The sequence below is a fragment of the Vibrio quintilis genome, assembly GCF_024529975.1.
Taxonomy (GTDB): Bacteria; Pseudomonadota; Gammaproteobacteria; order Enterobacterales; family Vibrionaceae; genus Vibrio; species Vibrio quintilis.
The window spans coordinates 2,977,559-2,990,153 of sequence record NZ_AP024897.1 but is presented as its reverse complement, the minus strand read 5'-3'; the positions used below and the strand labels follow the sequence as shown (position 1 = coordinate 2,990,153).

Genomic DNA, 12,595 nt, shown 5'->3' with positions numbered 1-12,595 from the left:
AATTAATGATATTTAAATACTTTTACGATATTTTCGTCTCATTCAGGGAAGGATTTCCTCCTGAACCCGGCTGTGTTGAGTGTTGCTGAGTCTTTGTTCTTTTTTGGTGCAATTTGCTGATTTTGCACTGATATCGTGCACATCAGATTGATATCAGCCCGGTAGAAAAATAATGCCGCATATATGAAATTTAAATTCAGATTTGCTCACTATGTGCGATATCCGGGATTCATGTGATGCCTGTGATTGAGCAATTAAAGTCTCTGCATTAAGGAATCATCTGGTGCTTTTCTTCAGGCTGGCATAAAATGCCCGTCAGCGCTGTTGGTTGAAAATAATATTATCAATAGTCTGGCCGTTGTCTTCTGCGTATTGAGGTCATTTTGTTTCATTTTCATCAAGCTGTTCATCAACTGATTTATCAGGTTCAACAATCATCAGATGAGACTCCCCGTTGTTCTCTGACTCTCTCCGCTCCACCGTCTTTTGCATTCCCTGACTGGCTTGAATGTCAGACCCTGTTTCCAAAATTTTTCTGGCAGGACCGGCAAGGTCAGGAAGAAGTGGTTGCGCTGGGGCAGTGCCACCGGTTTGATGATCCGGCACCGGCTTATGCTGTGATTGCAAACGGGCAGCGAATCTGGGGCGGGCAATCATTTGATGGCGGAACTGACAAAACACCAGACTGCCCTGAGTCTTTCTTTTTTATGCCACTGGTGGAACTGATTCGGGATGGCGATGTCTGGATCCTCGCAGTCAATTTATCCGGGAACAAATCGCGGGCCATCGATGCGCTGGAGCAACTGGTGACGACTGTACCTGAGCTGGAACCGGTGAAAACCGGCATTGAGTCGGTTGTGCATCTGCCTGATGAGCAGCAGTGGTGTGATTTAATGGATAAGGCCTTATCAGAAATACAGCATGGCACCTTCGACAAGGTTGTGCTTGCCAGAGAGTCTGCATATTGTCTGAAACATCCGGTCCGGGCTGCGCAGTTGCTGAAAGCCAGCCGGGATCAGAATCATCACAGCTTCCATTTTTTAATGGCTGTGGATGCGCACAGAAGCTTCACCGGCTCAACCCCTGAGCGTCTTTATCTGCGGGTCGGACAGACATTGCAGACTGAAGCACTGGCAGGAACCACCGGGCGCGGCGACACACCAGCGCAGGATCAGGCGCTGGCAGACTGGCTGATTCATGATGATAAGAACATTCAGGAAAACCAGTATGTGGTGGATGATATTGTTGATCATCTGACGCCGCTCTCCCGGGAGATTGACACCGTAGAGCAACCCCGGCTGGTAAAATTAAGCCGGGTTCAGCATCTCAAACGTCGCATTCATGCCCGGTTAAACCCCGGTGTTAACGGTGTTCATCTGCTCAGCAGCCTGCAACCAACCGCCGCTGTGGCCGGATATCCGCGTCAGGCGGCTCAAGCATTTATTGCACAGGAAGAACCATTTTCCCGAGGCTGGTATGCCGGGGCGATTGGTTACATCAGCCATGAAAAAGCTGAATTTTGTGTGGCGATCCGCAGTGCGCTGATCATCAGAGAACAAATCAGATTATATGCAGGGGCCGGTATTGTGCCCGGATCTGTTGCACAGGAAGAGTGGCAGGAACTGAACAGGAAAATGTCAACTTTACTGAGTTTGATGGCAGATGACGAACAGTAGTCTGTATTCAACCTCAATGATAACGGAGATAAAAAGATTGTGGATCAGTCTATAATCAACCGTCTGTGGAGCCGGATTTTACTGGAAGAATTAGCCCGTTTGGGTGTGACAGAAGTGTGTGTGGCACCCGGCTCCCGCTCTACGCCGCTGACGCTTGAAGCGGATGCAAATCCAAAACTGAACCTTCATACCCACTTTGATGAGCGCGGGCTGGGATATCTGGCGCTCGGGCTGGCAAAGGCCAGCCAGCAGCCGGTGGTGATCATTGTGACATCCGGTACGGCGGTCGCCAACTTGCTGCCGGCGATTGCAGAATCGCACCTGACCGGTGAAAAACTGGTGGTGCTGACTGCTGATCGACCGGCTGAGCTGATTGGCTGTGGTGCCAATCAGGCCATTGAGCAGCGCGGCATTTTCTCACAACATGTCACCCGGGCAGTTGATTTGCCGTCACCCTCTGTTGCCATCCCGCCGGGCTGGCTGCTGACCACGGTTGATCAGGCGGTGTTCAGCCAGCAGCTGGAAGGCGGCGCGATTCATTTCAATTGTCCTTTCCCGGAGCCGCTTTATGGGGATAAGGAGCCTTCTTCTGACTGTGATTATTTTGCCGGTATTCAGGCGTGGCTGAAGGGTTACCGGCCATACAGTACTCAGGACATACCACCACAGGTGATGACGGCGACAATCGACCCGGATGTCCTGCAACGCAAAGGGCTGGTGATAATTGGCTCGCTGGATCTGGCATCTTCATACCGGGCTGAACAGTTTGCCCAGCAGTTAGGCTGGCCGGTGTTGTGCGATCCGCAAAGCGGGGTTGGCAGTGACTGGGCATATTACGATGTGTGGCTGCAACATCCGCTGCTGGCGCAAAAATTATCGGAATGCGAAGTCGTGATTCAGTTTGGTTCCCGCCTGGTTTCCAAGCGGCTCAATCACTGGCTGAAGCAGCAGGTTCAGGGGGGATGTCAGTATATTTATATCTCTCCGTCTAAAAACCGCGATAACCAGTTCCATCTGCCGCAGCAACAAATTATCGCTGATATCTGCCAGTGGACAGATAATATGAACCGGCATTTATTACCGGGTGCCGGTGCCGGATGGGCCGATCATCTGCTCTCTGTGGTACGTATGATTCCACCAGTGATCCGTCAGGTTGCAGAGCAGAGTGACAATCTTTCTGAAACAGAAATTGCCGCGACGCTGGCTGAAACCGTGCCTCACGCAGATTTGTTTATCGGTAATAGCCTGATTGTACGCCTGGCAGATATGTTCGGCCGTCATCAGAACCGGGCTGTTTTCTCTAACCGGGGTGCATCCGGAATTGACGGCGTGATTGCAACTGCAACCGGTGTGCAGCGACACCGGAAAAAACCGCTGATTTTGCTGATGGGTGATACTTCTTTTCTCTATGATTTGAATTCGATGGCGTTGCTGAACCAGAGTGACGTCCCGTTTGTGATCGTGGTGATTAATAATGATGGCGGGGTGATTTTTGATTTACTGCCGGTTCCGGCTGAAAAGAAAACCGCACTCTATCAGATGCCTCATGGCTATCAGTTCCGTCATGCTGCTGAGCTGTTCGGCTGGGATTATCAGCAACCTCAAAACCTGAACGGTTATACCCGCTGTATTGAAAACCACCTCAACGCCGGTAAGGGCGGGTTGCTGGTTGAAGTCATTACGCCTCCTGAACAGGTTGCAGAACATATCCGGCAGATTGTACATCATGTCAAGACTTTATAGTCTGTTTGAACCGGAAAATAAGCCTGATGCTGATGAGCAAAAGCGTCCGGTGCTGGTGTTTTTACATGGGTTGCTCGGACACCATCAGGACTGGGAAGCAGTCCGTGCCCGGCTGGGGGATTTTCCCCGTCTGAGTCTCGATTTATGTGGTCATGGTCAGAGTCGTGCAATCCGGTGTATGGATATGGACGATTGTTGTGAGCAGATTGCCGGTACGCTCAAAGCTTCTCTGCAACAGGCAGGACTGAGTGAGGCACACCCGTTGATTGTAACGGGGTATTCACTCGGCGGACGGATTGCGATGTACGGTTGTGTTCAAGGCTGGTGGTCGTCTCTGAATGTGAAAGGGCTGGTCATAGAAGGGGGCAACTTTGGTCTGAGTGATGATACTGCCCGCCAGCAACGCTGGCAGCAGGATATGCAGTGGGCTGCAAGATTCCGTGATGAGCCGGTTGAACAAGTTCTGAACGATTGGTATCAGCAACCGGTTTTTTCCACGCTAAACTATGAGCAAAGGCAACAACTGATTCGCCAGCGTCGTGATAATCTTGGCACCCGGATTGCAGAGATGATGCTGGCCACATCATTAGCCCGGCAGCCGGATTTGCTGGCTGAGCTTTACAGGCAGTCTTTATCTGTCCGTTATATCTGCGGTGAACAGGATAAAAAATTCAGGCAACTGGCCGCCCAAAGCCGGTTACCCGTATATGCGATAAAGCAGGCAGGACATAATGTTCACAAAGAGCAACCCGGCGCATTTACTGATGCGCTCCGGGAGTGTATTCGCTCTTTTGATTGTCCTGATGAACAGAATTAATGATGAAGTAGGAAAGTTATGACAATTACAGTCGGTATCAGTGAAGAAGAACTTTATGCACCAATCGTGTGGAATGATTGCACCAATGACTATCAGGATATCCGGTTTTATAAATCTGGTGATGGGATTGCAAAAATTGTTATTGCACGGCCACAGGTACGGAACGCTTTCCGTCCTCAGACGGTCAAAGAAATGATTCATGCATTAACCGATGCCCGGTATGACGAAAATGTCGGGGTCATTGTTCTGACAGGACTGGGAGAAGACGCATTTTGCTCCGGTGGTGACCAGAAAATCCGCGGGGATTACGGCGGTTACCGGGATGATGAAGGCACTCATCATCTGAATGTACTGGATTTTCAGCGTCAGATTCGTACCTGTCCGAAACCTGTGATTGCTTCTGTTGCCGGATGGGCCGTTGGCGGTGGGCATGTGTTGCATATGATGTGTGATTTAACCATTGCTGCGGATAATGCGAAATTTGGTCAGACCGGGCCAAAAGTCGGCTCGTTTGACGGTGGTTGGGGAGCTTCTTATATGTCCCGGATTGTGGGGCAGAAAAAAGCGCGTGAAATCTGGTTCCTTTGCCGCTTTTATGATGCACAGGAAGCATCAGATATGGGGCTGGTCAACACGGTTGTGCCTTTAGCTGATCTGGAAAAAGAAACTATCCGCTGGTGCCGTGAAGTTCTGCAACATAGTCCGATGGCGCTGCGTTGCCTGAAAGCAGCACTGAATGCTGATTGTGACGGACAGGCCGGATTGCAGGAACTTGCTGGTAACGCCACTATGATGTTTTACATGACGGAAGAAGGTCAGGAAGGGCGGAATGCGTTTAATGAAAAACGTCGTCCGGACTTCAAAAAGTTCCCCCGTAACCCATAAACATTGAATCCGCCGGGAAATCACCGGCGGGTCAGGTCACCATGGGAACAGGACAACAATATCATTGTTGTGTGATTTATATTTATCATCGCTTCAGCGGATGAAGAGATGACTCAAAGAAAGGTGAATCAGGATGCGTAGTGCAAAACTGTACCGGTATCGGTTACCAATGGACAGCGGAGTGATCCTCCGGGATGAAAAATTATCTGAACGTGTTGGGTTCATTGTCGAGACGACAGAGAATGGCAGGACAGGACGCGGAGAAGTTGCGCCGCTGATCAAATTCAATGAAGAGTCCACCGAAGCAGCAGGCGCTCAGGTCCGGCAACAATTAGAGTTGTGGTGTAAGGGTGATGAAATCGATTACAACTCGCTCTATCCTTCCGTTGCTTTTGGTCTTTCTGCTGCTGAATTTGAGCGTTCCGGAGAGCTTCCTGCCGATGGTAACTATTTTGCTGCACCACTGGGATACGGTGATCCGGATGCATTGATTGAGCGACTGCAAAGCTTGCCCGGTAAGAAAGTGGCAAAAATTAAAGTGGGTTTATACGAACCAGTCAGGGATGGTTTGCTGGTGAACCTGCTGCTGGAGAGCATTCCTGAACTGTCTTTAAGGCTGGATGTAAACCGGGTATGGAATCTGGAACAGGCGATGGAATTTGGCCGGAAAATTCAGCCTTCATACCGCCAGCGGATCGCGTATGTTGAAGAACCGTGTGCAGAGCCGAGTGACAGTATTGTGTTTGCGATTGAAACCGGAATTGCCGTCGCCTGGGATGAAACCCTGCAACAGTCTCTGGATAATCCTGATTTTCGTCTGGAAGAGCTGACCGGAGTAAAAGCTCTGATTATTAAACCGACGATGATTGGTTCAATTGAGCGCTGCCGTTATCTGATTGAGAAAGCGAAATCACTGGGGATGCAGCCGGTGATTAGCTCCGGGATTGAGTCCAGCCTTGGCTTGTGCCAACTGGCCCGTTTAGCAAAACTCTGGCTGCCGGACGAAGTGCCGGGGCTGGATACGATTGGCCTGTATCAGCAACAGCTTGAAGTTTCCTGGCCGGGTTGCGATTTACCTGTGGTCGGTTTAGAGACACAGGAACTGATCTGGTCAGCATGAATTTAACTGATAGCACCATACTTACAGATAGCATCGTACCACTTTGGCAGCACCGGGCTTCACAACAGCCCGGTGCTGTTGCATTCATCACACCACAACACGATTACACCTGGCTGGAGGTCAGTCAGCAGGCGACCCGCTATGCGCACTGGCTCCGGCAGCAGGGGATGTGTCCGGGAGATGTGATGACACTGGCCGGAAAGAACCGGCCGGAGTGGATCTGGTATTTTCTCGGCGCGCTGACAGCAGGGATTACCACCGCCTTTCTTGCACCTCAGCCAGCAGAAAAACTCCGCCAGAAGCTGCAAACGATTTACGCGCCAGAGCAGCCAGTGTGGCTGATTGCGGATGAGTCACCTGAAATCTCTGCGCTGCATACGCATCTGACCGGGATCCGGTGGTTGCGGGAAATATCACTGACGGATGAACCATTACCTGATGGCGATGTTACGACTTATCATCCGGCGCAGATCAGCTCACTGATTTTTACGTCAGGTTCAACCGGTGTACCCAAGGTTGTGGCACACACCAGCAGTAATCACTTTGCTTCCGCCCGCGGGTTGCTTTCATTGCTGCCTTTTGGTGAACAGGACTGCTGGTTACTCAGTCTGCCGCTTTATCATGTTTCCGGCCTGTCGATTATCTATCGCTGGTTGCTGGGCGGTGGCCAGCTGAAAATTGGCGAAGATCTGGTCACAGCAATTCAGGGTGTTTCTCATGCTTCTTTAGTGCCGGTGCAGTTGCAGCGGTTGCTTGAGCATCCTGAAGTCTCACTGAATCTGAATCATGTATTGCTGGGCGGCGGCGATATTCCGCTTTCGCTCACGCAACAGGCCAGTGAGCGGGGAATGAATACCTGGGTTGGCTATGGGATGACAGAGGCTGCATCAACCGTCACGGTGAAGCAAACCGATGGTCAGAGCGGGTGTGGCCTGGCTTTACCCGGCCGGGAAGTTTTGTTGAGAGAGCAACGTATTTATGTGCGTGGAGAAACCCTGGCCGCCGGATATTATCACCGGGGACGGTTAAGACCGGTCACGGACGAAGACGGCTGGTTTGACACCAAAGACCTGGGCTACTGGACGGAAGGCGGCCTGAATATTAGCGGCCGGGCGGATAATCAGTTTATTTCCGGCGGAGAGAATATTCACTGTGAGGAAATCGAGCAGGTATTGCTGACGCATCCGCAGATTGAACAGGCTGTTGTGGTTCCGGTTGAAGATCAGACGTTTGGTGCCCGGCCTGTCGCGGTGGTGACGACGGTATCCGGTCAATTGCCGGACATGGGTGTTTTAACCGCCTGGTTGCAAAACCGGCTGGAAAAATTCAAATGGCCGCTGGCGTGGTATCTGATGCCTGAGGGGTTAACCGGTGGTGGCATTAAGGTATCCCGGTTTGAAGTTAAACAGTGGTTGTCTGAACACGATTCACAACGGAAGGTTATGAGATAGTCCAAAACTGAATTTCTCGTCATATATCTTTTAGTCATAATGAAAATAACTGAATGACTAAAAGAATATATCAGATGAGACATTTCATTTTTTCTGCCGCCATTATCATCCAGATAATTATCGCGATCACAGAGAACGGCATGACCCGCTCTCTTGCTGAACTGACGGCGTTTGCTTTAATTTGTCTGTCTTTTCCACTGTTTCCGCGCCGGGAATCGCCAGAAAAAGATCGCTGTCAGCGCAGCTAAGCCAGCAGAATCCAGCTCAATGAAGACACAGAAATAACCAGCCATAATCCGATGCCGAAGAGTAACGGTCTGGCGCCTGCACGACGAAGCTTTTCAACCGACAGATTACTGCCAATCAAAAACAGACAGATAACCAGCATCTGTTTGGCAACAGAGAATATGCCGTGGTACACAGGTTCAAACTGTGGCAACAGCTCATGGATGCCAATCGCAACGCAATACAGCAAAATAAAGTAGGGTACACTGACTTTCCGGGAGCCACTGCTGAACAGCAGTGCACTGACAAAAGCAACCGGGATAATCCATAAAGCGCGGGCCAGTTTCAGTGTGGTGGCAGTTTGCAGCGCAACTTCACCGTAAGCAGAAGCCGCGCCCACAACTGATGAGGTGTCATGAATGGCGATAGCCGCCCAGGTGCCGAAGTTTTCCTGACTCATATGCAGCAAATGCCCAATCAGCGGGAAAATAAATAAAGCGACAGAATTCAGAACGAAGATTGTGCCCAGCGCCAGCCCGGTTTGATCGTCATCAGCCTTGATTGCCGGTGCGACTGCCGCGATAGCACTGCCACCACAAATCGCAGTACCTGATGCGATCAGATAGCCGGTTTTACGTTGCAGACCCAGCCGGACACTGATAAACCAGCCAATGGCCAGTGTACAAACGATGGTGGTGATAATCAGACCAATACCATGTGCAGTGACTGTCAGCGCGGTTTGCAGCGGAATGCCGAAACCAAGGCCGATGATCGAATACGATAACAGCTTTTTCGTGATTTTCGTGATAGGAAAGGTGTGAGGCACCAGCCCGAGACTGGCAAGAAATAATCCGATAATCAAGGCAGTCGGAGATGAAATATAAGGCGTTGCGCACAGGGCAATTGCAGCCAGAAAAGGTATATTTTTAAACACTTGAGACATGACGTTTCCGGTTATCTGAGTTCAGACAAATGTGTTAAGGGCGTGTGCCGGAGCCGTAATTCTCATTCCTGAATAGTGATTGTATGAGTGTGTTTTGATCAAACTTACAGCTGGTCGCCCCTGAGTTCTGCGATTTTGTTTTTCAGAATCTGGTGATTGACTTCTTCCGCCGGTATGGGCTTTCCGGCCTCCAGCTCAACCCGTGAAAAGAACCTGCGCGGAAAACGGCTGCAGGCTCTGCCCTTATGGTAACGGCTGAAAAAGCTGCCCCATAATCCTTTCAGAGCGACAGGAATGACCGGCACGGAAGGTGCGCGGTATAAAATCAGGTTAATGCCCCGCATGAAAGAGCCGATTTCACCATCAGTGGTCAGGCGGCCTTCAGGAAAAATACACACCAGATCACCCATATCTAACGCATTTTGTATCTGAGTAAAAGCATTTTTCATCTCTGAGGGACGTTTTCCGTCAATCGGAATGACACCGGCGCGTTTCATCAGGGGGCGAATCGCCGGAAAACTGGCGTAGTCAGATTCCATGACAAACCTGATCAAGCGTGGTGAAGCAATGATTAGCAGTAATGCATCCAGATAGCTGACATGATTACAGACAATCAAAGCACCGCCCTGATTCGGAATATGATGTAAATTGGTCAGGCGGATTCTGTAGCACAGCCGCAGGATGACTGTCAGCAGAAAACGAACCACATACACCGGTAGTTTTCTGGCTAAATACACAAAGACGACCGTATTCACTACTGAAAGCAGCATAAACAGTTGCGGGATTGAGAAATGAAGGATGGTCAGGCAGACAATCCCGGTGATTGCACTGCACACCATCAGCAGCGCATTATAAATATTGAGGGCGGCAATAACCTGCGCCCGTTCATCAGGTTTGGCGCGGCGCTGCAACAGGGTATACAAAGGGACGATAAACATCCCGCCGCTTGCGCCTAACAGCAGCAGATTTATGAATAATGGCCAGAGCTCCCGGGCAGAGACAAACGCTGTCAGTGTTTCGAACTGGGGCAGCTGCGCCGGAATCAGGCTACTGAAGCCGAAGCCAAAGATGGATATCCCCAGGCTGCCGACAGGCACCATCCCCAGCTCCAGCCTGTGCCGGGACAGGCGTTCACACAGCATGGAACCCAGCGCGATGCCAATTGAAAACAGGGCCAGCAGGCAAGACACGGCACTCTCACCACCACGTAAATAATCCTTGGTGAAATTAGGGAACTGCGTCAGATAAGTCGCGCCTAAAAACCAGAACCAGCTGATGGTCATGATGGTCAGCCAAATCACCGGATCTTTGTGGGCAATCAACAGGGTATGGCGGGTTTGCCGGACCGGATGCCAGCGAAAAGGTTTAGTCGCTGTCATGGATGGTTCCGCGCGCGGTATATACCGGCTGGCAAAATAGCCAAGCAAGGCAAAAGACAGCACACCTGCGGCGGCAATCAAGCGGGCATTATCGGCCGAAGCGATGAACCCTGACAGCAGAGTGCCGAGCAAAATAGCCAGAAAAGTGCCGGTTTCGACCAGTGCATTACCGGTGACCAGTTCTTTGGGCCGGAGTTGCTGTGGTAACAATGCATATTTGACCGGGCCAAACAGTGCAGACTGTGTCCCCATCAAAAACAGTAACAGCAGCAGAACAAGATAACTTTGCGTGATAAAACCAATGGCAGCCAGTGCCATGATCAGAATTTCGAGTAACTTGATTTTGCGGATCAGCGCGCTTTTTTCCAGCCGGTCTGCCAGCACACCAGAAGATGCAGAGAACAGAAAGAAAGGCAGAATAAATAACCCGGCAGCAAGGTTGATAAACAGGGTACTGGATATCGCCAGTTCACCAGCGCCTGCATAGGCCACAAATAACAATAACGTGTTTTTAAACACGTTATCATTAAATGCTCCAAAAAACTGAGTCATGAAGTAGGGAAGGAATCGCCGACTGGAAAGCAGTGACGCAACCGGATTCGGCATATTCAAATCCTTACCTGTTACCAGTCCTGAAGATACTGGTTGATCAGATTTGCGATTAAATCTTTGCCATCGATAGGCTGTTCAGAGAAGAACTTATCATCGACACTCAGTAAGGTAATTCCGTGTACACCGGCCCATAATACCCGGCTGGTTTTCAGGACTTCTTCACGGGAGCGTTGAGGGGCAAGATTCTGAAGGATGGACTCCAGCATGCTGGTCATGCCTTCAATCCGTTTGGCATGCCATTCAGGTAGCGGATCGCCGTGCATATTATGCTGAAAAATCAGCTGCCAGCGGAATGGATGTTTCTGAGCAAAATCGTGGTAACAATAAGCCAGCTGAAACAGCGAATCTCTCGTATCTTCACTTTTCTCAATCACAGCTGAAGACTCTGTGGCCAGTTCATCAAGAGTTTGCGAAACAGCATGAAGAAGCAAAATATTATAACTGCCAAATATGTTCACCAGCGTGCTGGGGACATAACCAATCATGGTTGCGATCTTTCGCAGGCTCAGATCGTGGTGAGGACGATGATTTAAAAACTCCTTCACCTGGTCTAATGTCAGCTGAATTAATTCTTCCCGCGTGTGATCATTTCTTCTTGCCATAATTCCCAACCATTCATGTACAACGTTCAATATACTATGAGTTAGATGCTTTAGCGTCAATGTTTGTTCGCAATATTCTGATACATGTTTGAGGTCAGCACCAGTTTTTTTTCTGTTAAACTATCAATGTGATAATTAAACACGTGCCGAAACATTGAGGGTGTAAATATGAAACGTCTTTTTACTTTGCTGACGCTTTTAGTCGTCTCCGTTGCTATTGTACCGGTTGCGGATGCAAAAAAGTTTGGTGGTGGTCGCTCATTCGGAAAAAGCTTTAAAACAGCACCGGCTCCGAAACAGCAAATGAAAGATACTTCGACGCTGAATAAAAACGGAACTGCTACGCCGGCGAAAAGAGGCCTGATGGGCGGTCTGCTGGGTGGTTTACTGGCTGGTGGGTTGATCGCTGCGATGTTTGGCGGCGCATTTGAAGGCATCCAGTTTTTCGACATTCTGATCATGGGCGTTCTGCTGTTCATCGGGTTCAGGTTGATCCGCGGATTGCTGATGTCAAAACAGCAGGCGATGGCATCACATCAACCGGCTTATGACGGTCATCATGCCAATCGTCAGAGCTTTGAACAGACGCATACGCACAATTTTGAACAGCCACAACCAGCCACAGGTTTCGGGTCTGCCGGGAGTGATGTGCCGCACCGTTATCCACCGGGATTTGATCAGGCTGCATTTATTTCCGGTGCCCGTGAACATTACCGGATTTTGCAGGGTGCATGGAACCATAATGAGCTGGAGACTATTCGTGAATATGTGTCTGACGATCTTTATCAGGATCTTAAAGCTGAACGGGAAAAATTATCCGGTGAGCAGAATACGGATGTGATGTATGTTGATGCTGAAATCGTCCGGGCTGATTATGACGAAAACCGGGCTCAGCTGAGTCTGCAATTCTCCGGCCGTTATCGTGATATGAGCGAGTCGGTTGAAGAAGACATCAGTGATATCTGGCACCTTGAACGTGATTTAACCCGTCAGGATGCACCATGGCTGATTATCGGTATTCAGGGATAAGTGGTTTACTTTCGCGCCTGACATGGTTTGTCATCAGTCTGAGGCCCGGTTTTTAACCGGGTCTTTTTTGTTTCGGAAGTAAGATTTTTATCAAAAACTCCGGGATAGGTTTT

At 49.9% G+C, this 12,595-nt stretch carries 11 protein-coding genes; 8 read left to right on the top strand and 3 right to left on the bottom strand.

What is annotated here, in order from left to right; translation table 11 throughout:
* Positions 1-383: 383 nt before the first annotated feature.
* From OC443_RS13770 to OC443_RS13740, 7 genes are all read left to right on the top strand, one after another.
* Positions 384-1,676 carry an isochorismate synthase gene (locus tag OC443_RS13770; RefSeq protein WP_073581618.1) on the top strand — a complete coding sequence of 431 codons (1,293 nt, stop codon included), beginning with the start codon at positions 384-386 and terminating at the stop codon, positions 1,674-1,676.
* A gap of 39 nt (positions 1,677-1,715) precedes the next feature.
* Positions 1,716-3,419, top strand: coding sequence for a 2-succinyl-5-enolpyruvyl-6-hydroxy-3-cyclohexene-1-carboxylic-acid synthase (gene menD, locus OC443_RS13765; RefSeq protein WP_234976355.1), 1,704 nt, complete (start codon positions 1,716-1,718; stop codon positions 3,417-3,419).
* Positions 3,403-4,236, top strand: coding sequence for a 2-succinyl-6-hydroxy-2,4-cyclohexadiene-1-carboxylate synthase (gene menH, locus OC443_RS13760; RefSeq protein WP_073581622.1), 834 nt, complete (start codon positions 3,403-3,405; stop codon positions 4,234-4,236). Before menD ends, menH begins: the two co-directional genes overlap by 17 nt.
* Before the next feature lie 18 nt (positions 4,237-4,254).
* Positions 4,255-5,121 carry a 1,4-dihydroxy-2-naphthoyl-CoA synthase gene (menB, locus tag OC443_RS13755; protein ID WP_073581624.1) on the top strand — a complete coding sequence of 289 codons (867 nt, stop codon included), beginning with the start codon at positions 4,255-4,257 and terminating at the stop codon, positions 5,119-5,121.
* Between the two features lie 133 nt (positions 5,122-5,254).
* Positions 5,255-6,241, top strand: a complete 987-nt coding sequence (menC, locus tag OC443_RS13750; protein ID WP_073581626.1) for an o-succinylbenzoate synthase — start codon at positions 5,255-5,257, stop codon at positions 6,239-6,241.
* Complete coding sequence (gene menE / locus OC443_RS13745) at positions 6,238-7,692, top strand: o-succinylbenzoate--CoA ligase (RefSeq protein ID WP_073581628.1); 1,455 nt, start codon at positions 6,238-6,240, stop codon at positions 7,690-7,692. Before menC ends, menE begins: the two co-directional genes overlap by 4 nt.
* 74 nt (positions 7,693-7,766) lie before the next feature.
* Positions 7,767-7,940, top strand: coding sequence for a hypothetical protein (locus OC443_RS13740; protein ID WP_200796909.1), 174 nt, complete (start codon positions 7,767-7,769; stop codon positions 7,938-7,940).
* On the opposite strand, the gene OC443_RS13735 is transcribed toward OC443_RS13740, so the two are convergent.
* The 3 genes from OC443_RS13735 to OC443_RS13725 form a co-directional block, all read right to left on the bottom strand.
* Positions 7,937-8,860: a YeiH family protein gene (locus tag OC443_RS13735; RefSeq protein WP_073581630.1), complete on the bottom strand. Its 924-nt coding sequence runs from the start codon at positions 8,858-8,860 to the stop codon at positions 7,937-7,939. The genes OC443_RS13740 and OC443_RS13735 overlap by 4 nt on opposite strands.
* A 104-nt stretch (positions 8,861-8,964) precedes the next feature.
* A complete protein-coding gene (locus tag OC443_RS13730; protein WP_073581632.1) occupies positions 8,965-10,845 on the bottom strand; it encodes an MFS transporter in 1,881 nt (626 codons plus the stop codon).
* 17 nt (positions 10,846-10,862) lie between these two features.
* Positions 10,863-11,453: a TetR/AcrR family transcriptional regulator gene (locus OC443_RS13725; protein WP_073581634.1), complete on the bottom strand. Its 591-nt coding sequence runs from the start codon at positions 11,451-11,453 to the stop codon at positions 10,863-10,865.
* 168 nt (positions 11,454-11,621) lie between these two features.
* On the opposite strand from OC443_RS13725, the gene OC443_RS13720 reads away from it, so the two are divergent.
* On the top strand, positions 11,622-12,482 hold the full coding sequence (locus OC443_RS13720; protein ID WP_073581636.1) for a Tim44 domain-containing protein: 861 nt from the start codon (positions 11,622-11,624) through the stop codon (positions 12,480-12,482).
* The last annotated feature ends 113 nt before the right edge of the window (positions 12,483-12,595 follow it).

Coding starts and splice junctions, on each gene's coding strand:
- menH (WP_073581622.1), top strand. CDS start 3,403: ATGTCAAGACTTTATAGTCTGTTTGAACCGGAAAATAAGCCTGATGCT.
- menB (WP_073581624.1), top strand. CDS start 4,255: ATGACAATTACAGTCGGTATCAGTGAAGAAGAACTTTATGCACCAATC.
- menC (WP_073581626.1), top strand. CDS start 5,255: ATGCGTAGTGCAAAACTGTACCGGTATCGGTTACCAATGGACAGCGGA.
- menE (WP_073581628.1), top strand. CDS start 6,238: ATGAATTTAACTGATAGCACCATACTTACAGATAGCATCGTACCACTT.
- OC443_RS13740 (WP_200796909.1), top strand. CDS start 7,767: ATGAGACATTTCATTTTTTCTGCCGCCATTATCATCCAGATAATTATC.
- OC443_RS13735 (WP_073581630.1), bottom strand. CDS start 8,860: ATGTCTCAAGTGTTTAAAAATATACCTTTTCTGGCTGCAATTGCCCTG.
- OC443_RS13730 (WP_073581632.1), bottom strand. CDS start 10,845: ATGCCGAATCCGGTTGCGTCACTGCTTTCCAGTCGGCGATTCCTTCCC.
- OC443_RS13725 (WP_073581634.1), bottom strand. CDS start 11,453: ATGGCAAGAAGAAATGATCACACGCGGGAAGAATTAATTCAGCTGACA.
- OC443_RS13720 (WP_073581636.1), top strand. CDS start 11,622: ATGAAACGTCTTTTTACTTTGCTGACGCTTTTAGTCGTCTCCGTTGCT.